This is a genomic window from Leptospira alstonii serovar Sichuan str. 79601 (assembly GCF_000347175.1).
Lineage (GTDB): Bacteria > Spirochaetota > Leptospiria > Leptospirales > Leptospiraceae > Leptospira > Leptospira alstonii.
In genome coordinates this window covers 19089-39767 of record NZ_ANIK01000095.1, presented here as the reverse complement: position 1 = coordinate 39767, position 20679 = coordinate 19089, and the positions used below count along the sequence as shown (strand labels likewise).

At 44.0% G+C, this 20679-nt stretch carries 22 protein-coding genes and 2 pseudogenes; 13 read left to right on the top strand and 11 right to left on the bottom strand.

Annotated features, from left to right (window positions below; all coding sequences use genetic code 11):
* Positions 1 to 35 precede the first annotated feature (35 nt).
* The 7 genes and pseudogenes from LEP1GSC194_RS17340 to LEP1GSC194_RS21715 form a co-directional block, all read left to right on the top strand.
* Complete coding sequence (locus LEP1GSC194_RS17340) at positions 36 to 626, top strand: hypothetical protein (RefSeq protein WP_017809345.1); 591 nt, start codon at positions 36 to 38, stop codon at positions 624 to 626.
* The gene (locus LEP1GSC194_RS17335; protein ID WP_036043569.1) at positions 623 to 1954 is read left to right on the top strand and encodes a peptidoglycan recognition protein family protein; all 1332 of its coding nucleotides are present in this window, start codon (positions 623 to 625) and stop codon (positions 1952 to 1954) included. The genes LEP1GSC194_RS17340 and LEP1GSC194_RS17335 overlap by 4 nt, the downstream gene beginning before the upstream one ends.
* A gap of 350 nt (positions 1955 to 2304) precedes the next feature.
* Entirely contained in the window at positions 2305 to 4815 is a 2511-nt protein-coding gene (gene amt / locus LEP1GSC194_RS17330) for an ammonium transporter (RefSeq protein ID WP_020774808.1), read from the top strand.
* A gap of 255 nt (positions 4816 to 5070) precedes the next feature.
* Positions 5071 to 5661 (top strand): DUF6962 family protein, encoded by a 591-nt coding sequence (locus LEP1GSC194_RS17325; protein WP_020774805.1) that lies wholly within the window; start codon positions 5071 to 5073, stop codon positions 5659 to 5661.
* A gap of 28 nt (positions 5662 to 5689) precedes the next feature.
* Positions 5690 to 6520 carry an aldo/keto reductase gene (locus tag LEP1GSC194_RS17320; protein WP_020774810.1) on the top strand — a complete coding sequence of 277 codons (831 nt, stop codon included), beginning with the start codon at positions 5690 to 5692 and terminating at the stop codon, positions 6518 to 6520.
* A gap of 516 nt (positions 6521 to 7036) precedes the next feature.
* Positions 7037 to 8533: an ABC-F family ATP-binding cassette domain-containing protein gene (locus LEP1GSC194_RS17315; RefSeq protein WP_020774785.1), complete on the top strand. Its 1497-nt coding sequence runs from the start codon at positions 7037 to 7039 to the stop codon at positions 8531 to 8533.
* A gap of 153 nt (positions 8534 to 8686) precedes the next feature.
* Positions 8687 to 8987, top strand: a pseudogene (locus tag LEP1GSC194_RS21715) (monooxygenase); the annotation flags it as partial.
* A 105-nt stretch (positions 8988 to 9092) separates the two neighbouring features.
* On the opposite strand, the gene LEP1GSC194_RS17305 reads toward LEP1GSC194_RS21715, so the two are convergent.
* Positions 9093 to 10106, bottom strand: a complete 1014-nt coding sequence (locus tag LEP1GSC194_RS17305; RefSeq protein WP_020774787.1) for a zinc-dependent alcohol dehydrogenase family protein — start codon at positions 10104 to 10106, stop codon at positions 9093 to 9095.
* Positions 10107 to 10295: 189 nt separating this feature from the next.
* Here LEP1GSC194_RS17305 and LEP1GSC194_RS17300 point away from each other — a divergent pair, with 189 nt between their 5' ends.
* Entirely contained in the window at positions 10296 to 10694 is a 399-nt protein-coding gene (locus tag LEP1GSC194_RS17300) for a SufE family protein (protein ID WP_036043582.1), read from the top strand.
* 149 nt (positions 10695 to 10843) lie between these two features.
* Here the strand turns inward: LEP1GSC194_RS17300 and LEP1GSC194_RS17295 are convergent, their stop codons facing one another.
* The 8 genes and pseudogenes from LEP1GSC194_RS17295 to LEP1GSC194_RS17260 all read right to left on the bottom strand — a co-directional run bounded on the left by LEP1GSC194_RS17295 (position 10844) and on the right by LEP1GSC194_RS17260 (position 14581).
* Positions 10844 to 11116 (bottom strand): DUF736 family protein, encoded by a 273-nt coding sequence (locus tag LEP1GSC194_RS17295; protein ID WP_020774809.1) that lies wholly within the window; start codon positions 11114 to 11116, stop codon positions 10844 to 10846.
* Positions 11117 to 11165: 49 nt separating this feature from the next.
* The gene (locus LEP1GSC194_RS23380) at positions 11166 to 11294 is read right to left on the bottom strand and encodes a hypothetical protein (protein WP_268766539.1); all 129 of its coding nucleotides are present in this window, start codon (positions 11292 to 11294) and stop codon (positions 11166 to 11168) included.
* 295 nt (positions 11295 to 11589) lie between these two features.
* Positions 11590 to 12060, bottom strand: coding sequence for an SRPBCC family protein (locus tag LEP1GSC194_RS17290; protein WP_020774774.1), 471 nt, complete (start codon positions 12058 to 12060; stop codon positions 11590 to 11592).
* 164 nt (positions 12061 to 12224) lie between these two features.
* Positions 12225 to 12773: an SRPBCC family protein gene (locus tag LEP1GSC194_RS17280; RefSeq protein ID WP_020774778.1), complete on the bottom strand. Its 549-nt coding sequence runs from the start codon at positions 12771 to 12773 to the stop codon at positions 12225 to 12227.
* A gap of 21 nt (positions 12774 to 12794) precedes the next feature.
* Positions 12795 to 13037, bottom strand: a pseudogene (locus LEP1GSC194_RS17275) (SRPBCC domain-containing protein); the annotation flags it as partial.
* Between the two features lie 211 nt (positions 13038 to 13248).
* On the bottom strand, positions 13249 to 13734 hold the full coding sequence (locus LEP1GSC194_RS17270; RefSeq protein ID WP_020774806.1) for an SRPBCC domain-containing protein: 486 nt from the start codon (positions 13732 to 13734) through the stop codon (positions 13249 to 13251).
* Positions 13735 to 13821: 87 nt separating this feature from the next.
* Positions 13822 to 14214, bottom strand: coding sequence for a DoxX family protein (locus tag LEP1GSC194_RS17265; protein WP_020774764.1), 393 nt, complete (start codon positions 14212 to 14214; stop codon positions 13822 to 13824).
* A complete protein-coding gene (locus LEP1GSC194_RS17260) occupies positions 14195 to 14581 on the bottom strand; it encodes an ArsR/SmtB family transcription factor (protein ID WP_021064330.1) in 387 nt (128 codons plus the stop codon). Before LEP1GSC194_RS17260 ends, LEP1GSC194_RS17265 begins: the two co-directional genes overlap by 20 nt.
* A 347-nt stretch (positions 14582 to 14928) precedes the next feature.
* Here LEP1GSC194_RS17260 and LEP1GSC194_RS17255 point away from each other — a divergent pair, with 347 nt between their 5' ends.
* From LEP1GSC194_RS17255 to LEP1GSC194_RS17245, 3 genes are all read left to right on the top strand, one after another.
* A complete protein-coding gene (locus LEP1GSC194_RS17255) occupies positions 14929 to 15345 on the top strand; it encodes an acyl-CoA thioesterase (RefSeq protein WP_020774792.1) in 417 nt (138 codons plus the stop codon).
* Positions 15346 to 15502: 157 nt separating this feature from the next.
* Positions 15503 to 16315, top strand: coding sequence for a class I SAM-dependent methyltransferase (locus LEP1GSC194_RS17250; protein ID WP_020774770.1), 813 nt, complete (start codon positions 15503 to 15505; stop codon positions 16313 to 16315).
* Between the two features lie 77 nt (positions 16316 to 16392).
* Positions 16393 to 17157, top strand: a complete 765-nt coding sequence (locus tag LEP1GSC194_RS17245; RefSeq protein WP_020774796.1) for an ABC transporter ATP-binding protein — start codon at positions 16393 to 16395, stop codon at positions 17155 to 17157.
* Here the strand turns inward: LEP1GSC194_RS17245 and LEP1GSC194_RS17240 are convergent, their stop codons facing one another.
* Entirely contained in the window at positions 17158 to 17847 is a 690-nt protein-coding gene (locus tag LEP1GSC194_RS17240) for a hypothetical protein (protein ID WP_020774776.1), read from the bottom strand.
* Entirely contained in the window at positions 17844 to 18878 is a 1035-nt protein-coding gene (locus tag LEP1GSC194_RS17235) for a tetratricopeptide repeat protein (protein ID WP_051185234.1), read from the bottom strand. The genes LEP1GSC194_RS17240 and LEP1GSC194_RS17235 overlap by 4 nt, the downstream gene beginning before the upstream one ends.
* Before the next feature lie 483 nt (positions 18879 to 19361).
* On the opposite strand from LEP1GSC194_RS17235, the gene LEP1GSC194_RS17230 reads away from it, so the two are divergent.
* Positions 19362 to 20003: an ABC transporter ATP-binding protein gene (locus LEP1GSC194_RS17230; protein WP_017808208.1), complete on the top strand. Its 642-nt coding sequence runs from the start codon at positions 19362 to 19364 to the stop codon at positions 20001 to 20003.
* Positions 19975 to 20646 (top strand): heme exporter protein CcmB, encoded by a 672-nt coding sequence (locus LEP1GSC194_RS17225; RefSeq protein WP_020774771.1) that lies wholly within the window; start codon positions 19975 to 19977, stop codon positions 20644 to 20646. The genes LEP1GSC194_RS17230 and LEP1GSC194_RS17225 overlap by 29 nt, the downstream gene beginning before the upstream one ends.
* Positions 20647 to 20679 lie beyond the last annotated feature (33 nt).

The window sequence follows — 20679 nt, the reverse complement described above, 5'->3', positions numbered from 1 at the left end:
GACAAGTCCAGCCTGAGAATCTGTCATGAAACCGAATGGCAGTCCGTATTTTCTTTTATTCTTTCACCTTTATTATGTTGACCGCTTTGGCGATGGCGGCCTACGCTCCGGATTTGTTCCAATGGGAGACTTTGGAATGGATTTACGAAAAAAGAACCTTCTTCCTATTTTCATTTATTTTTATCGTATCCGCCGTTCTCATCTATCTGATCTATTGGAAGGCTAAAAGAGGAATTCTTCATTCCAAAAGTAAAACGGAAATTCATCTTCAAGAATCCCTAAACGAAGTGGTTCGGGATAATCAGTCCCTTTTTGCATTTCTAAAAACCGCCACGGACGCGCTTGGTAAACGGATGGAATCTTCCCAAAAGAATCTTTCTCCCGAATTTTTCTCCGCTTGTTCGGCGGAGTATTTGAAACTGATTCGGGAATTCGAATCTTCCTCGGAGGTTTTTAAGGGGATTCCTTCGGCTCCGGAACAAGAGGAGGATAAAAAAAGGAACGTAAATAACTTTAAAATTTCCGAATATTCGGATCTTATCAATCGTCACAGGAAACTTTCGAGAACTCTCGAAAAATTAAGAGAGGATCTCACTCGTCTTCGCGACAAGGTCGGCGCTTTATGATGCTTTCGATTCGTTCCAAATTAATCTTATTTGTCCTCATACTGAGTTGTTCCTTTTCGTCGAAAAGGACGGTTGCGGAACGTTCGGATAATATCCTTCCCCTTTTGACTTTAGGAATCGGCAAAGAGTCCCTGGATGAGATCGGTAAAAAACGCCGTTCCCTTCAGGTGAAATCGATTCTTTTACATCACACTTCCGGTTTGAAAGCGGAAGAATACTTGGACAAAAGCAAATCTTCCGGATGGATGGTTCACTTTATCGTTCTTGAAAACGGAAGCGTTTACGGGGTGGAAGAACCCTCCAAAATTTTTTATAAGGCCGCTCCGGGAATGGATGAAACTACGATCCATGTCTCCTGGGAGGGAGCAAACGATTCCGTTTTAAAAAACGAGATTCAGTTGAAGGCGCTGACGGAATTGATTCAAAGTCTTTCGAAAGAATATTCAATTCCTCTAAATAACTACGATATCGCTTCGGGGAAGGGGATTTTTACGCATACTCAGAGTAAGAAGAAGTTCGGCCGTTTTCTGGATACGGGAGAATGCGGAAGTGAAAAAGTTCTTTCTTCTGTTTTGTCCAGGCTCCAAGGAAAATTTTTTCCCGAAACGGAATGGAAGGATAGATTCGTTTCCGGCTGGGTGATTCGTAAGGAAAAGTTCACGGATTTATCCGGTAAAAAAATCGTTCAAACGTACGACCGAGGCCGAGGTGCGACCCCCGCTCCGATCGTGGAATTGAATTCCGTCGAAAAAACCGCCGACGGAAAGACCCCCGAAGAAAGAAGGCTTCGTTACAATCATCGAGGATCGATCCGCCCCGATTGTATCGTTTTACACTACACGGCAATTCCGGATTATCAAAGGACGCTGGAAGTATTAGAAAAACGTAATTTATCCGCGACGTTTCTTGCGGATCAAGACGGAAAAATCTATCAACTTTTGGATTCCATTCTGGATTCGGCCGCGGCGGCTACGGGAACGAACGCGAACTGCTTCCAAGTGGAAATTGTCGGCAAGGATACGGAAATGCTTTTAGCGAATCGAGAACAAACGAAAGCGGTCGTTAGGCTCGTAAAAGAACTTTCCGAAAAATATAAGATTCCTTTGAACAACGAACGTGTGGAATCTTTGCGGGGGGTTTATTCTCATACGCAAGCCAAGAAAAAATGGGGAGGTTCGATTTATCTTGACGGTAAGGATTTTGATCCAGGCGAACCCTATATGAAAGAGGTTTTGGATCAGGCGGATGGAACTTTTTATCCGGAGGAAGGCTGGTTCGACAGGCAGGGCGCGGATTGGATTCTTCTTTTCACTTATTTTCAGCCGTAAAATGTGGGAACTCCTACGAAATCAAAGTTCTTTTCGTAAAATGCGGGAACTCCTACTTAAATCCGATTAGTCTAAGAGCAACTTTCGCCCCTTTTGCGGTTAAATCCTAAAAATTTTCGATTCAAAGATTAAATCGTTGATTACAAAATCATTCCGGGTTCTTTGCGAAGCAAAAATAAGACGAGGGCTTTCGAAAATTTACCGAAAGTTCGAGCACACGTTAAAATAAAATTCTTTCGCTTTTTCGTTATTGGAAAGAACTTATTTTAGAATGAACTTATAATTGGGAAACTTATTGAAACCCGGTTCATTCGAAAAGCCGTGCGTAAGAGTCCGAGGAATCGTAAAACATGAATTTATTTGAAAATTTTATGAAAAACTTAAGAGCCCGTTCCAAAACCTTTCAAGAAAAAACGCAGGAGTTCCCACAGAAACCGTCGCCTTTAATTAATTTTGCCGTTCCGAACCGTTTTTTCGCGGAGTTCCCGCGTTTTAGGCATTTGGGAAGGATTTTCAATCGACACCTCCATACAAACCGAATCGTTTTGATACTTTTTTTAGGAATCAATCTTCCCCTTTTATCCGAATCACCCGCTCTGGAATTATCCAAAACCGTCGATCCGGCCTGGCTCATCCTCTGCGCCGCATTGGTCTTTTTTATGCAGGCTGGATTTCTCATGTTGGAAACCGGACTTTCCAGACTGAAAAACACGATCAACGTCGCGGTGAAAAATCTCATGGATTATATCGTCGGAACAATCGCGTTCTTCAGCGTGGGTTTCGCTTTGATGTTCGGCTTTTCTCAGGAAGGATGGATCGGTACGAATCATTTCTTTTTGGAGGGTTTAAAAACGGGAAAGGACTTCGCGTTTTTTCTGTTTCAAGTCGCGTTTATGGGAACGGCGGCAACGATCGTTTCCGGCGCGGTCGCGGAACGCATTAAGTTTTCTGCATATTTAATCGTGTCAATCGTGGTTTCCATCGTAATCTATCCTGTTTTCGGTCATTGGACTTGGGGAGGAGGATGGATCGCCAAAGTCGGATTTGTGGACTTTGCGGGATCCACCGTAGTACACTCGTTAGGCGGTTGGATCGCTTTGGCCGGAGTGATCGTTTTAGGTCCGAGAAAGGATAAATTCAAGGAAGACGGAACTCCGAGAAAAATCCACGGACACAATCTTACCTTTTCGGTCTTGGGCGTTTTTATCCTTTGGTTCGGTTGGTTCGGGTTTAACGGAGGAAGCGCTCTTTCGTTTACGGACGGAGTTCCTTTGATCATTCTGAACACGAGCCTTGCCGGAAGCGCCGGAGGAATTCTTGCGATCACACTTTCCTGGATTTTTTATAGGGTCGCTTCGGTGGAAGATTGTATGAACGGGGTTTTGGGCGGTTTGGTGGCGGTAACCGCGGGTTGCCACGCGCTTCAACCTTATGCCGCTCTGATTATCGGCTCGGTAGCGGGGGTTTCGGTCGTGATTGCGGCTTGGACATTGGAAAAAATCCTAAAACTGGACGACGTAGTCGGAGCGTTTCCGGTTCACGGAGTCTGCGGGATTTTAGGCACTTTATTGCTTCCGGCTTTATCAGAAAATCAAGATATTCGAATGTTTCCTCAGTTTGTCGGAGTTTTAATCTGTTGCCTCTGGGCCTTCGGATTGGGATTGATTCTATTTTTGCTTTTGAAATTTACGATCGGAATTCGCGTCAAGGAAGAGTACGAAGAAAAAGGACTTAACGTTACCGAACACGGCGCCGGTTCCAGTTGGATCGATCTCATCCATTCTCTCAAAGATCTTTCCAAAGGCGGAGGAGACTTGACTCGCAAGATCCACGTGGACACGGGAACGGAAGCGGGGGCGATCGCGTTTTTGATGAATCGTTATCTCGCCAATTTGGGACAAATGATTTATACGATCAAAGAAAAGTCGACCGAACTGGAAAGTTCCGCGTCCGAAATTTCCACCGCTTGGGGAAAGATGAGTTACGGAATTCAGGAGCAAGCCGCAAACCTCGAAGAAGTCACTTCCATATTCGATTCTTTTCGGGAGTCGTTTCAAAGAATTTCGTCCTCCGCTTCGGAACAGAAAGAAATCGAAACGAACGCAAAGAAATTGTTAAACGAACTCGTATTCGGATTTCAAAAGTTCGATTCCGACTTGAAACATAGCTCGGAAAAATCCGAAGAATCGGTTAAGACGATAGACTTAAGTAGAAAAGAACTCAATCATCTTGAATCCGATATCAACGACATCGGATCTTCCGCAAAAAAAGTGGAAGGTCTCGTAAAACTTCTCAACGACATATCGGCAAAGTTGGGAATACTTTCCATCAACGCATCCATAGAAGCCGCTCGCTCCGGATCGGCGGGAAAAGGATTCGGCGTGGTTGCGGAAGAGATCAATAAGCTCGCGTCAAACACACAAGAGAGCACCAAAAAAGCGTCGGAAATTTTAGGGGAGATCCAATCCACGGTTTCGCGCGGAAAGAGCACCGTCCAAAACACGGTGGAGTTTTTCAAAAATTTAACGGAAGAATTTAGATTTTTGGCGGAGACTCAGATAACGATACGTGAAAGCGGTTCCCATCATTCTCGTCTGATAGAAAGTTTAAATCGATTGAACACTTCCATCACGAATCAGAGCGAGATCATCATGACCGATATAGAACAAAGATTTTCGGAGATCGGTAACCTTTACGAATCGGTGGATCTTATCAACGCGGCGTTTCATGAAATTTCGGCACAATCGGAAGAATTAACCGCGACGGGCGATTTTTTAAAACAACTCGCGGGGATTCTCAACTCTCTCGTTCGAAATTTCCGGGTCGAACAAAACGTTTCGCAGGAACTGATTCCCGGTTAATCGAATCCGTAAAACAAAAAATCGCAGAGCCTATCAAGAGCGTAAAACGAATTCATATTCAAAAATTATTATAGTCTTTTCTAAAACTTTTGGGTTCTCGGGGAATGGATCGAACCTTAGTGTTTTTGAACCCGAAGGTCCCAATCGATGAAACCGATTCGGGACGAAAAAGTTTTCGAATCGAATTCGATCTTTTTTCGAATTATTGAAAGTAAAGAATTGCAAAATTTATTTCTTTAAGAACTATCATCCACCATGCAATTGAGTACTGTTTTTTCCGATTTCATCTTAAGTCTCGTATCCGTTTTCGCCGCGATTCAAATCAGAAATGCGGCTTCTTATTCCAGAACCTCCGGCTTTGTAGGATTTCTTACGATAGGAATTTCCGCTGGTTTGGGAACGATTCATTTTTTCGGAATCGAACTCTTGGATCCGATCTATCGTTTTTGTGTGGGGCTTGCTTCTTTTGTAGGCGTGCCGTTGATCGGAATCGGTTTTTTTCATATCGGAATCAAAAAGTTGGAAAGGAATACTTTTTATCCGATCGCGGGAGTATTACTGATCCTTTATGTGATTTTCGGATACGTTTTTCCGTTTCCGCTTTTGTCCACGGTTTTAGGTGGAGCGGCGATGGTTACGGCGATTCTCGTTTGTATTCGAAAAAATTCGGGAACGACGAAGGTTGCGGCTCTTTACGGAATTTTAGGAGCGATTCTTTTTATTCTTGCGGGTCTTGCCATCGGAACCACCGGTTCCAGGGGGCCGATTTTGAACGTCGATATTTTCCACATCGTTCTCGCGGTCGCCGTTTATTCCCTGGGAGTTTCTCTCAAAAGGTTGAGTTAATCGCCTAACGCGAGTTAAAGGAAATTTTATGACTAAAAATGCTCTCAATCAAGCGGTTACGCTCAATAACGGAATTTTAATGCCGATCTTGGGACTTGGAGTTTGGAAAACCAAATCCGGTAAAGAATGTAAGGAGGCCGTCTTAGACGCCTTGGAAGCGGGTTATCGGCATATCGATACCGCAAAAATTTATTCCAACGAAGAAGACGTGGGAAAAGCGATACGCGAAAGCGGGATTCCGAGAAAGGAAATTTTCATCACTACAAAACTCTGGAACGCGGATCAAGGATCGGACAAAACGAGAAAGGCGCTCGAAACGAGTCTCGAAAAATTAGGAATCGATCAAGTGGATCTTTATCTCGTTCATTTTCCGGTGACTTCCATAAGGACCGATTCTTGGAAAGAACTGGAAAAAGCGTATCACGATAAACTTTGCAGATCGATCGGAGTCAGTAACTACACGATTTCTCATCTAACGGAGTTGTTAAAAAATTCCCAAATCACACCCGCAGTCAATCAGGTGGAGTTTCATCCGTTTTTAAACCAGATCGATCTATTAGAATATTGTAAAAAACATAAGATTCAACTCGAGGCTTATAGTCCTCTCGCTCACGGACAAAAAGTGGACGATCCGAAGATCGTAAACATCGCGGAGAAATACGAAAAAACACCGGCGCAGATTTTGATTCGTTGGGCGATCGAACAAAAGATCGTGGTGATTCCGAAATCTACAAAAAAGGAAAGGATCGTCGAAAATTCGAAAGTTTTCGATTTCGAGATTACCAAAGAGGATATGAAAACTCTGAATTCTCTCGATGAAAATTTCCGAACTTGTTGGGATCCTTCCGAAGTCGTTTAACAATCGACAATCGTTTAACAAGACGAAGTTTTAGTTCGAACGCATTTCGAAAATTTTCGCGCCCGCTCAACCGCAAGGCAACGTAACCGCTTAGGATTCCGAATGCGGTCGCAAGCGTAAAAATAGGATCGGACATTACAACACCTAACGGCGGATAAACGCCAGTCTCATGAAAAACCGCCTCCACGGCTTAAAGCGTTTTTTTAATGTAAGTTCGGCGTTACCAATGCGGAAGCGATTGAAGTTGAAAGCGCGGTTTCCCAATTTCGTTGGGAGAAACATTGAGTTTCCCGCTTCGCGGCTTTTGGCTGAACTCGTCCTAAAATGTATCTTTGGAAGCGGAAAGTTCTAAAGTTTGGAATATAAAATCGGTCCCATTTTACGGATAGTACATTACAAATAATGAATATATATCGGATTCTATTTTCTTTTTCGGAACCGATCCGCTCTCAATTTTGAGTGAAATCCTAGCACGTTTTAAAACCTTGGACATAACTGTAAGGATTCCTATTTCAGATGATTAAAATTTCCGGCCTAAATAAGGCATTCACAACCAAAGTCCTTTTCGACGATTTACATTTGAGCGTCAACCGAGGAGAGAAGATCGGCCTTGTGGGTCGGAACGGTCACGGAAAGTCCACGTTGTTTCAGATGATTCTCGGCAACGTGGAAGCCGACTCCGGTTCGATTTCCGTTCCTAAGGGTTATAAAATCGGCCATCTTCAACAACACCTTCATTTTACCAAACCTACGGTTTTGGAGGAATGCGCTCTCGGTCTTCCCGAAGGGGAGGAATACGAAACCTGGCAGGTGGAAAAAATTCTTTCCGGTTTGGGATTTTCCGAACGGGACATGGAAAGAAATCCGAACGAATTTTCCGGCGGTTATCAAATCCGGATGAATCTCGCAAAACTCCTCGTATCGGCTCCAGATATGTTGATGCTCGACGAGCCGAACAATTATCTCGATATCGTTACGATCCGTTGGCTCGAAGAATTTCTACGGGAATGGGAAGGTGAAATCATATTAGTAACTCATGATAGAGGTTTTATGGACGCGGTGGTCACTCATACGATCGCGATTCATAGAACCAAGGCGATCAAGGTTCAGGGCGACACGGATAAACTTTATAATCAGATCAATCAATCCGAAGAAATCTACGAAAAGACCCGTTTGAATGAAGCCAAAAAACGCAAACAGGAAGAGATTTTCATCGCAAAATTTAAAGCGAAGGCGAGTTTCGCGAGTCGAGCTCAGTCCAGAGTCAAAAAACTGGAAAAGCAGGGCGAGATGAAAGCGTTGGAACGTATTGAGGATTTGGAATTGTATTTCAACAGCGCTCCCTTTGCCGCGAGTCAGATGATTTCCGTGGAAAATCTTTCCTTTTCCTACGACGGTAAGGAGCCGTATCTTATCGAAAATTTTTCCATCAGCGTCGGAACCAAGGAAAGAATTTGTATCATCGGTAAGAACGGAAAAGGAAAATCGACTCTTCTTAAAATTCTCGCGGGTGAACTCGAATCTTCTCAGGGAACGATCAAAAAACATCCCGTTTTGAAGGAAGGTTATTTCGGTCAGACCAATAAACTCAACCTCAATGAAAACGCGACCGTAACCGAGGAGATTATGATTTCCGATAAGTCCTGCACGGAATGGCAGGCGAGAACCATTGCGGGGGGGTTGATGTTTTCGGACGATCAGGCTCTGAAAAAAATCAAAGTCCTTTCGGGCGGCGAAAAGAGCCGCGTTCTCCTCGGGAAAATTTTAGTCACTCCTTGCCATCTTCTGTATTTGGACGAACCCACGAACCATTTGGATATGCAGTCCTGCGATTCTTTGATCGAAGCGATCGACGAGTTTGACGGTTCCGTGATTATGGTGACTCACGACGAACTTCATCTTCGAGCGGTCGCGACAAAGCTGATCGTATTTGATAAGGATACGATTCGAATTTTTGACGGTTCTTACGACGACTTTTTGAAGGACGTGGGCTGGTCGGACGAGGATTATTGAAAGGTTATATTCTTTTTGTTGAATATTTCGGTTTTTTAAGTTATCAACGGGAGTTTTGTATAACGGAATAACTCTCGCTTCCAACTGTCGAAACGCGGGAACTCCGCAGGTAACGTTTGAACGGCCTCAAACTTCTGGTTTTTTCGAAACGGAGGTAAGTTTATACATTCCCACGATTTTAAAGGTGTTACGAACGAATGGAAAGGTAAGGACGTTCTCGTAATCGGAGCCGGTAATTCCGCCCGATGTGTTTGCGGCAAAAACTCCCGGATGGATTCCGTCCATCGTCAAACAATACGCGCTTACCAAGATGATTTCTATATTACAAGGTTCTTATAAGAATTACGGTCTTCCGGTGAACACGACTCTTACGCTCAGTCACCACCCGACTTTGAATTCCGATCCTCTCGATTTCATTCGTCACGGAAGAATCAAATCTCGCCCTTTCGTAAGATGATACGCAACGATTATAAGAACTTTTCCAAGGTCGCAAGTTGATCTATCGATGTCGTCAGGGATCGAAGTAAATGTCTTTCGTCTTTCAAAAAGCGACTTCGGATTAAATTTCGATACAAACCTTACCGAAATGTTTTCCGGCTTTCAGACTTTCGAAAGCTTTAGGAACCTCATCGAAGGAATAAACGCGATCCACGATCGGTTGGATCTTATTCGTGTCGATCGCTTGATTCATATCTTCAAAGTTTCTTTTGCTTCCCACGATGATTCCTTGGATTCTGATTCCCTGCATAAGAATCGGAAATAAGGATAAGTTATTGCTTTCCCCACCCGCTAAAACTCCGATCAAAGCGATTGTTCCCCAAGGTTTCGTACTGGAAATCGATTTTTGTAAAGTACCGGCGCCTCCTACTTCGATGATAAGATCGGCGCCCTTCATGTCCGTCATTTTACGAACCTCTCTGTCCCAATTCGTTTTTTCGTTGTAGTTGATGACTTCGTCCGCGCCCAGGGCCTTTACTTTGGCGAGTTTATCCTGGCTGGAAGAGGTCGCGATCACTCTACATCCCATCATTTTAGCAAATTGTAATGCAAAGATGGAAACGCCTCCGGTTCCCTGAACGACGACGGTTGCTCCGGGTTGAATGTTTCCGTGGGTTACGATTGCGGTGTATGCGGTCAAGGCGGCGCAAGGAAGGGTGGAGGCTTGTGCAAAGGAAAGATTTTCGGGCATAGGAACCAAACCTTGTTCTCCGAAAATTCTATATTCGCAAAGAGTTCCGTCTAACGGACCGCCGAGAGTATTTTTCAGCATATCCCTTTCCGGCGCGCCGTCAAACCAGCTTTGGGCGAAGTTCGCACAAACCTTGTCACCCGCCTTCCACTTTGTCACACCCGGACCCACTTGCGCTACTTCTCCCGCACCGTCGGAAAGCGGGATCAAGGGAAGTTTTTGTTTCGGATTGTATTTACCTATCGCCATCAGATAATCTCTGTAATTTAAGGATGCCGCCCTAAAACGAACGAGCACTTCTCCCGGCCCCGGAATTGGATCGGGACGTTCGGAGATTTTTAAGTTTTCCAGACCGAATTGATTTTGAAGTTCATAAACTTTCATGAATATATTTTCTCCACACCTTTGTATTTTCCTTTCGTTTTAAGAGAAACTAATTTTAAGACGGACTTTCCGAAAACACATTTTTGTAAAATCGAATTCGTCTAACAAACGAGATAAGGAGCTTAAGACGTTAGTTTGCGTTTTCTGATTGCTTACGAGAGAAATGAGAAAAAGTTGGAAATGGAAATCATGAGCAGTGTTGCGGAAGTTCAGAAAGAAATCGTGTCCGAATTTTCGGAATGTACGGACTGGCAGGAACGATATCAACTTCTAATCGAAATGGGCGACGAACTCGGAGAAATTCCCGATTCCGAAAAAACTCCCGAACGTTTGGTTCCCGGATGTCAGTCCCGGGTTTGGATCGTTTCCGAAGAAAAAAACGGCAGAATCGAATTCCAAGCGGACAGCGATTCGGCGATAACCCGAGGAATGATCGCGCTTCTCATTCGTGTTTTTTCGGGACGTACTCGGGAAGAGATGAAAAACGCTTCTCTCGAATTTCTAAAGGAGATCGGACTCGACAAACATCTTTCGATGTCGAGAAGGAACGGTCTCTACTCCATGGTCAATATTCTCCGAAACAGTTGAGTTCGCTTAACAAAGTTGTCTTCCGTATAAAAATCCGAAAAATCAATTTTCCTTCTTCAACTTTGCGGGCAGTTTGTTCCACACAAGTTCATAGGAATCTTTGATTCTTTTCCACTTAGGCCCGGGTCGTAAACCGAAATTTACAATCTTCAAAACGGAAAGTCTTCTTCGATGTCCGTAAAGTCGTTACCGTCCGTTACCGTTACAACCGAACTTCCTTCCGATTTTTTTTCCAGGTTCGGTTCCGAAATACTTAAAGAAAGATAATTCTTACCCGTAGCGGATTTGCGGATCCAACCCGCCAGTCGATACGTTTTACCTTCCAGAAGCACCTTACCGGTGTAATCCGGTTGGGTTTCTTTTTCCTTGGACGCGTTGCTAAAGAGACTTCCTTTTTTTTCTTTGAGTGCGTATTCCGCCATTTTCTTTCCTCCTGATTGTTTCAAAAAACGAGTTCTTCGTTTTTTCGCGTTATGCGGCTTCGGATTTGCGACGAAGCGCTTCTTTTTCCAAGGCTCTTTTGCGGATTTCTTCGATCAGTTTATCGGCGAGAATTTCCGCGATCGCATCGATCCTATCGTCCATCCATTCAGAATTCATAGTTTGCATGTAGTTAACCTCTCAATCTGAATGTAAGGATACGATGGACCCCGGACAAAAAAGGGACCGATGAAAGTGAATTCGGATTATTTTTTAAAGGGGCGGGGCGGCTCCGGCCTTGGGCTTTGCCCAAAGCCGGACCGGGCTCTTCGTTTCAATCTGCAAAGCAACATGAAATTCGATCGAAACGATTGGAATTTTATTAGGAGCATGTTGCATTGCAGTATTTCCACTCCGATCCCTTCCGCGGGACCATACGGATATTTTCAATGTCGATCCGTGGATTTATTTGTTTTTAGAGTTCCCGCATCCTTTTCAGTTCGGCTTCCAGTTTGTCGAAGTTTTGTTCGTTTCCTTCTATCACATACTTTTTGGATCGTTCGAAATCTTGAAGAGATTCGAAAAACATGCGGAAAGTCACCTTTGTTTTATTAGGCGATTCTTCCTCGAAAGTCGCGGTGACTCTAAAAACGTGTCCCGAGATATGATCGAATACGAGCCGTTCCGGTTTTAAGATTTCTACAAAAACGCTGTGATTTGGGTAATCCGTTCCGTCGGGGCCGTGCATTGTAAAACGCCAGTTGCCTCCGGGTTTTAAATCGAACTCGTGGAACGTATTCGTAAAACCTTTCGGTCCCCACCAGAGTTGCAGATGTTGCGGATCGGTCCACGCTTTGAAAGCGAGCTCTTTAGGCGCGTTTACAACACGAACGCTTACGACTTCTTGATCGGAAATCGCGGTTGTATTATTCTCTTGACGGTTCATGAAATTTCTCCTTTGGATCGGCTTAAGAGCCGATCCGACATCCAATTTGAATATTCAAAGTTTGGATTCCGTCCAAGCCTTCCATACGAGTTTGCGCGGAGCATTCAAAACTCGTGATATGGTAAACTCTGGAACGGTAGCGGGATTGTTTTTTTCGGTCATTTTTATTTTCCATCCACGGTCGATTTGATATTGTTCAAACCGGTTTCGAAGTCCTTTCCGATCATCTGATCCATATCGCAGAAAAGTCCCATCACTTTGGAAATGAGTTCGTTCGGACCGTACATCGCCCAGGTCACGTGAGTTTTGCCGTCTTTAACCGCAAAAGTGAACTCGGCGGTGTTATGCGCTTCAAAGGGAGAAAGAAAGTCCAACCGCATCTTAATCGTAGAGGGAGATTTCGATTCGATGATCTCCATACGACCCTTTCCCACTTCGCTGTTTCCTTCCCATTCGTAAACGGAACCCAAACCAGAGGAGGAGCCGCTATAAGATCTTTTCATACCTGGATCCAACTTTTCCCAAGGAGACCAAGAAGGCCAGTTATGATAGTCGTTGAGCAGCGCGAAGATTCTTTCGGGTTCCGCGTTCATGCTTAGGGTTCTTTCGTAACGAAACGTGTTCGGTTTTGTGGAGGCGACCGCGAGTACACCCGCGACGAAAACGACGAGTAATCCGATCGATGCAAGAACGATCGTTTTAAATTTAGACATAAGATTCTCCTAATATAGTTTTTAACCTTTTTTTTGTTTTGCCAAGTATTCGACCAGACGATCCATAGTTTGATTGAGACCTTCGACGGCCCCGTATTTTTCGACGGTTTCGTTGCGTTGTTCCGCCGTTTTAAAAAGCATAGTCATATCCAGCGCGGTTTTCCCGTTTTGTTCCGAAAAGAGAACGGTTACGTGAAAATCCCCCGGATGATCTTCCATATCGGAGCCGTGTTTATAAACGAGTTTTTCCGGACGGATGACTTCTCCTTATAAAATCGAGTATCATCAATTTGAAAACAAATCCCCCGTTTAGGCGCTCTATTTTTATAGTTCTTAGGAGAACCTCTAAAAACCTGCATTTTTGCAAAATCTATATTATAGAATGCTTAAGAATAGCGTTTTGCGCTTATCCAAATATCGAGACGAAAGTTTTTAGAGGTTCCTTTTAAAGTCGGACAAATTTTATTCGTATCGACTACTTTAAGATCCCTTCCAGTTTGTCGAGAGATTCGTTCCAACTGACGTTCGTCATATCTCTTATCTCGCCGGAGGGAATTCCCGAATGACGTAGGGTCAATTTCGTTTTTCCTTGATGGTCTTCGAAAATAAGAGTCACTAAAAGAGATTCGGGCCAAGAACCTTGAATTCCGTATTCGGAGGCGGGAACGGTATTGCCGTCTTTGTCCGCAAAACTATCCGTTTGAACGATTTTTTCAGGTTTTACGATTTCCTTATAAACGCCTGTGGACCAAAACTCCTGTCCGTCCGGGGAACGCATGCAGAATAGATATTTGCCGTCCACTCGAAAATCGATCTTGCAGACCGGGGATGTGAAATCCTTCGGCCCCCACCATCGTACGATCTGTTCCGGAATCGTCCAAGCTTCGAAGACCGTTTCTCGCGGCGCGTTGAAAATTCGAGTGATGACCAATTCTTCGTTCGTTTGATTTACATTCGTCATTTTATTTTCCTACCTCTTTTCTTTTTCGATTTCGAAACATCGGACATTCGCTTTATTAAAGAAGAATATTCCTAAATTTGAATTTTCTTATAGATGCCAAATCCCCTCCAATCTTCTGCTTGCAGGACGTAAAGCCCAAGATAAGGCCACGAAAACGAGAGCGATCATAGGAAAAATCGCGTGAATCGTTTCCATTCCGGCGGCCACGGTCGAGACGGTCGCAGCCGTGAGATTAAAAAACATTCCCGCGTAAGCCCATTCTTTCAGAAGAGGAAAACGAGGAACCGTGATCGCGATCGCGCCGAGTAGTTTCCAAACCCCGAGAAGGCTCACAAAATACATCGGATAGCCGAGCTGGGTCATGCCCGCGATAACTTCCGGTCCGCGGCTTAAGTAAGCGTAACTGGCAAACGCGTAATTTGCCGCAGTCAAAGCGGTTACGATCCAATAGCTGATGATTTTAATTTTTTCCTGATTCATGTTCCGTTTTCCTTGTTTGTTTGGTTTGATTTTGCTGGAGTTCCCGCAAATACTCGTCGAGACGATCGAGTCTTGCTTCCCAAATCTGTCGATATTCGTCGATCCAGTCCGCCGCCTCTTTCAAAGGCCCCGCTTCCAGTCGGGATGGTCTCCACTGAGCTTCTCGACCTCGGGAAATGAGCCCGGCTCTTTCCAACACCTTGAGATGTTTTGTGATCGCAGGGAGACTCATTGCAAAGGGTTCCGCAAGCTGCTTTACGCTGACCTTTCCATATCGAAGAGTTGCCAGAATTTTGCGACGGGTCGGGTCCGCTAAAGCCGCAAAAGTAAGGCTGAGGTGGTCTGTTTCTGCTTCTTGTTGAACCATATGGTTAATTAACCTAAAGGTTAAATTAGCTCATTCTCAATTTTCTGTCAAGCCCCTTTTTGTACAAAAGGTTTGCGAGAATCGATCAAAAGGTGGCGAATTTAGAAAATATATCCGAAAAAGTCAAAACGTCCACCTCGAAATCCTTGGCGGTTCGGAAGAGATCCGGGTTTTACTGTTCGTTTAAAAAAACGCGGTAGTTCCCGCAAATTTCGGGATAACCAATGCGAAAGCTATTGTGAATTCGCCCAAACTTTCTTACGTTGATGAATAACTCCCATTGCAAATTATTGATTGTCCCCCCGCTTGCCGGATTGTCGATTAACATCTTAGAAGCGAGGCAATTCATGAATTCACAATGGAAGGAATTTACGTATGAAATCCCCGTTCTTTGGAGTCAATGCGATCCCAATGGACATCTGAATGTCGGAAATTTTCAGGTTTTTCTTCATGAAGGGAGAATGGTGGCGCTGGAAGAAGCCGGTTTGAGTTTTTCAAAAATGAAAGAAGAAGGGATCGGCCCGATGATTCTTCGGTCGGAGACGGATTACAAATCCGAAATTCGATATCCGGAATCGATTACCGTCGTAACCAGTTTCGGAGAACTGCAAGGTTCTCGTTGCAAAATCTTTCAAAAACTCGTTCGAAAATCGGATGGTAAGATCGCCTGCGAATCCGTTTCGAACTGTATCTTGTTTGATTTTTCCAAAAAAAGACCCTGGAAATATCCGGATTCGTTATTGGTCGCTTTCGGCGCCAAGTAAAATTCGCTCGGATCGCCTTATAGAGAATATCAAACTATTGTAAAGTCTTAACCCCTAACTCAACCCCTAATCCACTGACATCGAAAACGCAGGAGTTCCCACAAAAATCCCGGATTTTGCTGGTAATATTGGAAGTATCTGCGAGAGAGTAGGAATTATGTCCAATCCATTATCATCCGTAGAACCTTGGTCCTTGGTCGCAGAAGGATGTACGAAATTCACCAAACAGTTCTTAGAGGTTTATTCTTTAAAGGCGATGGAACTGTTGAATCCGAAATCGAGCGACGTCGTTCTTGACGTTGCCGCCGGTCCGGGAACTCTTTCGATTCCACTTTCAAAAAACGTAAAGGAAGTCTACGCGATCGATTTTTCGGCGCCTATGATCGAACAATTGAAAAGTGGAATGAAGGCGGCAAAGATACGGAATGTTTTTCCTCTTTTGATGGACGGTCAAAAGTTGGAGTTTGAAGGAAATCGTTTTGACGCCGCATTTTCCATGTTCGGTTTGATGTTTTTTCCGGATAAATTGCAGGGCCTGAAAGAAATCCATCGAGTTTTGAAACCCGGAGGTAAGGTCGCAATTTCCAGTTGGGCTCCTATCGCCAATTCTCCGCTGATGCAATGTTTATTCGGCGCTCTCCGTAAGGCAAATCCGGATATCCCCGAGCCGCAAACCAATATATCAAGTTTTGAAAATCCGGACTACTTTAAGGATCACTTAAGTTCCGCGGGTTTTGAAGAAATCGAAATCCTCGCTTTTTCCAATTCTATGGAAATAACGGATGTGAAAGAATTTTTGAATACGATGATCGAAGGGAGCGCGCCGCTCCAACTGATGAGAAGTAAGATGGAAGACACTCTCTGGGATGAAAAGAAAAGGATCATGTTCGATCATTTAAGCGAGCGGTTGACCCGGCTGCCGATTTCACTTTCCTCGGAGGCGTACATCGCGATCGCAAGAAAACCTTAGCGTCGGCTTTAAAACCTTAGTCGATCTCGAAACCTTAATTCTTGTTTTAAAAATCGCATCGTCTCAAATTGGAAAAAATGTCGGATCTCCACAAAGCCTTAGAAATTCGAAGACTCAGTCTTCAACTGGATCGGAGGACGATTTTGGATTCGGTTTCGTTTGAAGTCGAACCCGGAACGATTTTGGGAATTCTCGGACGTTCGGGCTCCGGGAAAACATCCCTTTTCCGCGCGATATTAGGAGTTCCCGCAGTTAAAAATTCAAAACAAAGCGGATCGATTTTCATTTTCGGAAAGGACCGAAAAAAGATTCCGGTCCATGAGTTACAACCCGTCTTTCAAGATCCAGTCGGAAGTTTTAATCCGACTTGGTCTTTGGAAAAGGCGCTTCGGGAACCGCTTCGAATTTTAGGAGGAGAAATCGCAAAGAGGGGAGAAGGCTCTTTTCAAGACCTGCTGCAATCGTTTCAGTTGTCGGATAAGAATCTGAATCGAAACGTCCTTTCTTTTTCCGGCGGAGAACTTCAAAGAGCGGCGATTCTTCGCGCGTTACTCACCGAACCTAAGATCCTTTTATTGGACGAGGCGTTAGGCGCCTTGGATCCGATTCTTTTGAACGAGGTTTTGTTTCTTTTAAAAAGGATTTCGAGGGAAAAAAAGATCACGATCCTTCTCATTACCCACAGCTTTAGAACGGCCAAAAAATTCTGCGATCAAATCGGAATATTAGAAGAAGGTAAATTATTGGATTTTGGGAAAACGGAAGAGGTTTTGACGAACTATAAGAGTTCTTTTACGGGGGAACTCATTCGTGCGACCGACCTGAGCTCCCTCCGCGTTTGATCAGATATCGATCTGATAGAGATTTTTTCTGTCTTTTTTGTCTTTATACAAAGCGATCATAATATCAATCCGGTAGATTGAAGATCTTAGGCTTGATTCTAAAAGTCTCAAAGCTTTGATCTGATTTTCCAGGGAGATATCGCCCACTTTGGTGTTCTCTATTTTGTCGAATCTTTCGAGTTTGAGCTGAGATGCCAACACGTCCGGAGGAGAAAAAATCAGTCTTTTATTTTCAAAAGCGAATTCGTATTGAATTCTTTTTTTCTCAGAGGCAAGTTCAACTTCCTTGATTTTGCCGGCCTCAAACTTGAAACGAACATACTTGAGTAAGTTACTCTCATACCCTTCGTCGAAAGTAAAAGGAATGTCTTCCGTGACGATTGTCTGCACCTTTTCCAGTTCCGGTCTCAGAATTACGAGAAGAGAATGTTTCTTCTCCAAATCCGTAAGCCTCTCGTTGATCGTGCTTTCCAGATCTCTGACGATTTTCTGAAGGGATTTTGTGTAGGAACTCCCATGTTCGGAAAATACATCGGAACGACTCAGGTCTTCCTGTCCTTTCTCTTTAGCCTGCGCGAACGCAGGAACGTTAAGGAGGATAAACAGGATTGTGAGCCAGGTGATTTTTTTCATAAATTCCTCCAGGTTCAAGATAACGAAAGAAAATTGAAAAATGCAAACCTTTTTCACTCGTTTTTGTTTTCTTCTTCCAGGGACTTGATTTCGGCGAAACGTTTCGCAAGGTCTCTCCTTCTTTCGATCACCTTATAAGAAAATTCGGAGAAAAACGGATCGTTCGGATATTTCAAAAGTTGTTCGTATTGATCCGCAGCCGTGACATAATCGCCTACCTTGCTAGCCGTTTCGGCGTAGAAGAAATGAAACTTCTTATTATATTGTTTTTTTTGTCCCAAATCGTCCACGAGTTCCGTGTTCTTAAAAATCCTGTAAGCGTAGAGATCCTTGGAGGAAAGAAGTTCGATTCTCGCTTTTCCCATTCTCGCATCGGGACTTTGTTCGTCGATACTTGCGGCTTTTTTAATATAAAGAAGCGCGCGATTTTTGAGATCGGTTCGGATGTAGTGATCGGCCAAAAGCAAAAGCGCTTCCGTATGGAACTCGTTAAGCGAAACCGCCTTTTTCCATAGAATCGCGGCGTTGATCGGTTCCCTAATAATTTCATACAACGTTCCCAGATGGATATAGGTTCTGTAATATTCCGGAATTTCCGCGCTGGCGTATTCGAATTGTGTAATCGACTTCTGATACTTTTTTTCCAAGTGATAGGCTCTGCCTAAGTTGTATCGAAACGGAAAAAATTTGGGATCGAAACGGGTTCCTTCTTCGAGTATGGAGATCGCTTTTTGTCGTTCTTCCGACGTTCCCTTTTCCAAAAGAGAAACGGCTTCGTTGTTAAAAAGGCCGCAGTTGAGAATTTCTTTTCCTTCGAAAATAAAACTTCCCCGGGAAGGAGGAGGATCTCCTTTCCAATTTCTTCCCGCCGCCAAAATGAAGTCCTGATCCGTTCTTAAAAAAGAACCGTCGTTGTAGTATGACGGAGAAAGAATTTCATTTTTGCCCCAGAGTAAACCGGAATAATATTGATCTCCGATCCGGAGCTGCGCCTCGGTTGTGCGATTGACAAAAATAAAAAGGAGTAAGGAAAAATAAAAAAAGATATTCCAGCGGTGCGAAAGCGCGGAATGGTAAAGAATTTTCAGACATAAAAAAAACGTAGTGAGTTTATACGAGCGATTCTTACCACTGAAATCTGACCAACCCCACAAGTACTTAAATCTCAAAATAAATTTGTCGGAATTACGACAACCCTCCGTGAAAAGATCAGCCCCTCCCTAATTTTGGGTGGCGGGGTGGGTGGTGGGAAGACTCGGGAGACTTTTCTTTATCAGAAAATCATACTTTTTGCAAGTAAAAAGCTCAATTCTTGTCGGAACACTCGCATTTTATTGCATATAAAGTCCTAAAACCTAACCTCTCGCCACTTGAAACGCTTGCGTTTCATCGTATGTAAAGTCCTAATCCCTAAACCACTCCACTTGAAACGTGCGTTTTTGATCCTTTTTCTTCCAAAATCCTTCTCAACTTGTGAGGTTGGTTATGACTATCCACTAACACTGACATCTAAAAAAACGCATTGTAAATTCCGTTTCCAAGGAGACCTTGGCATTCAAAGAGGAATCGTTTTGCCATTCAATGAACAAGCGCTTTTCGTCTGCAAAGATCTATCTTATTCTATCGGAAAAAAAAGGATTCTCAAGCAGATCTCATTTTCTCTTTTTCGGGGAGAACTCGCTCTTCTTCGAGGAGACAACGGCGCCGGAAAATCCACTCTTCTCAGGGCGATTCTCAATCACGAACATCATAAGGATTTTTTTACATTTTCGGAGCCGCAAACTCCGCGGATTTCTTATTTAGGCCACGAACTCGGACTTTATACTTCTCTCAGTCTCGAGGAAAATCTTCGTTATTTTCTTTCCATCGCAAAGACGGAATATCCGAAGGAAAAACTGGAAACCCTGCTCAGGTCTTTCAAACTCTGGTCTCGGAAAGAAGATCCGATCTTCACGTTCTCCCGAGGAATGAAACAAAAGTCGGCTCTGGTCCGAGCGCTTTTGACCGGCGGGGAATTGATTCTTTTGGACGAACCGTTTACGGCTTTGGATCGGTCGGGACTTGAAACCGCAATTCGTCTTTTGGAGGATTTCTCACAAAACTCCGCGGTGCTGATGGTAACTCACGATCCCGGAATTCCTTTTTCTCGCGGGACGAAAACCCTGACTTTAAAGGAGGGAAATCTTGAAACTTCTGTTCTCCCTGCTTCATAAGGAATTTCTGTTATTGGGAAGGGCGATCAACGGAATCCTTTCCGTTCTCGTTTTGATCACCTCGATCGTATTCATTTTTAATTATGCGTTGGAACAAACCGGCAAACTCGATCGTCAGACCCTGATCGGAATCAAATGGTCCGTTTTGTTTCTTACCTCTTACGTTTTTATCGGTCAATCGGCTTGGGAGGAACGGGAAAGCGGGGGAGGGAGAATCGGCTCCCTTTTTCTTCCGACATGGATGCGTTTTCTTTCCAAGTCTTTCGCCGTTTTTTCGGGGCTTACGATCGCCGCGGTCTACTTAATGATTTTATTATCCGTTTTTTTTCAGGCCTTCCCTTTGGGTTGGAAAGATCTTACGATCAATCTGATTTTTCTTTTGCCGGGGGTTCTTTGTATTTCTTTTTTGGGAGTGGCCTTGAGTCATATCAGCGATTCTTCCAGACTGAAGGAGATTCTGCTTCCGCTTTTGATGATCCCGTTTACGGTTCCGGTTTTACTTTTCGGAATGGAGGCGGAGAGAAAGTTGGAGCGGCTTCCGGTTTTCGATCCGGTTCCGGGACTTTTCATCTTACTTTCGTTTTGCGTTTTTTACGCGGGAATCGGAATTCTACTTTTGGAACTTTCCGGCGACGAACCCTGAAGAACCGAAGAATCTTTCTTGATTCCACCGACA

Bases quoted from the DNA above. Each gene is read 5' to 3' on its own strand.
- LEP1GSC194_RS23380 (WP_268766539.1), bottom strand. From the start codon at position 11,294: ATGAATTCTGAATGGATGGACGATAGGATCGATGCGATCGCGGAAATT.
- LEP1GSC194_RS17270 (WP_020774806.1), bottom strand. From the start codon at position 13,734: ATGACGAATGTAAATCAAACGAACGAAGAATTGGTCATCACTCGAATT.
- LEP1GSC194_RS17300 (WP_036043582.1), top strand. From the start codon at position 10,296: ATGAGCAGTGTTGCGGAAGTTCAGAAAGAAATCGTGTCCGAATTTTCG.
- LEP1GSC194_RS17255 (WP_020774792.1), top strand. From the start codon at position 14,929: ATGAATTCACAATGGAAGGAATTTACGTATGAAATCCCCGTTCTTTGG.
- LEP1GSC194_RS17305 (WP_020774787.1), bottom strand. From the start codon at position 10,106: ATGAAAGTTTATGAACTTCAAAATCAATTCGGTCTGGAAAACTTAAAA.
- LEP1GSC194_RS17265 (WP_020774764.1), bottom strand. From the start codon at position 14,214: ATGAATCAGGAAAAAATTAAAATCATCAGCTATTGGATCGTAACCGCT.
- amt (WP_020774808.1), top strand. From the start codon at position 2,305: ATGAATTTATTTGAAAATTTTATGAAAAACTTAAGAGCCCGTTCCAAA.
- LEP1GSC194_RS17315 (WP_020774785.1), top strand. From the start codon at position 7,037: ATGATTAAAATTTCCGGCCTAAATAAGGCATTCACAACCAAAGTCCTT.
- LEP1GSC194_RS17335 (WP_036043569.1), top strand. From the start codon at position 623: ATGATGCTTTCGATTCGTTCCAAATTAATCTTATTTGTCCTCATACTG.
- LEP1GSC194_RS17325 (WP_020774805.1), top strand. From the start codon at position 5,071: ATGCAATTGAGTACTGTTTTTTCCGATTTCATCTTAAGTCTCGTATCC.
- LEP1GSC194_RS17250 (WP_020774770.1), top strand. From the start codon at position 15,503: ATGTCCAATCCATTATCATCCGTAGAACCTTGGTCCTTGGTCGCAGAA.
- LEP1GSC194_RS17280 (WP_020774778.1), bottom strand. From the start codon at position 12,773: ATGTCTAAATTTAAAACGATCGTTCTTGCATCGATCGGATTACTCGTC.
- LEP1GSC194_RS17340 (WP_017809345.1), top strand. From the start codon at position 36: ATGGCAGTCCGTATTTTCTTTTATTCTTTCACCTTTATTATGTTGACC.
- LEP1GSC194_RS17260 (WP_021064330.1), bottom strand. From the start codon at position 14,581: ATGGTTCAACAAGAAGCAGAAACAGACCACCTCAGCCTTACTTTTGCG.
- LEP1GSC194_RS17295 (WP_020774809.1), bottom strand. From the start codon at position 11,116: ATGGCGGAATACGCACTCAAAGAAAAAAAAGGAAGTCTCTTTAGCAAC.
- LEP1GSC194_RS17290 (WP_020774774.1), bottom strand. From the start codon at position 12,060: ATGAACCGTCAAGAGAATAATACAACCGCGATTTCCGATCAAGAAGTC.
- LEP1GSC194_RS17320 (WP_020774810.1), top strand. From the start codon at position 5,690: ATGACTAAAAATGCTCTCAATCAAGCGGTTACGCTCAATAACGGAATT.
- LEP1GSC194_RS17245 (WP_020774796.1), top strand. From the start codon at position 16,393: ATGTCGGATCTCCACAAAGCCTTAGAAATTCGAAGACTCAGTCTTCAA.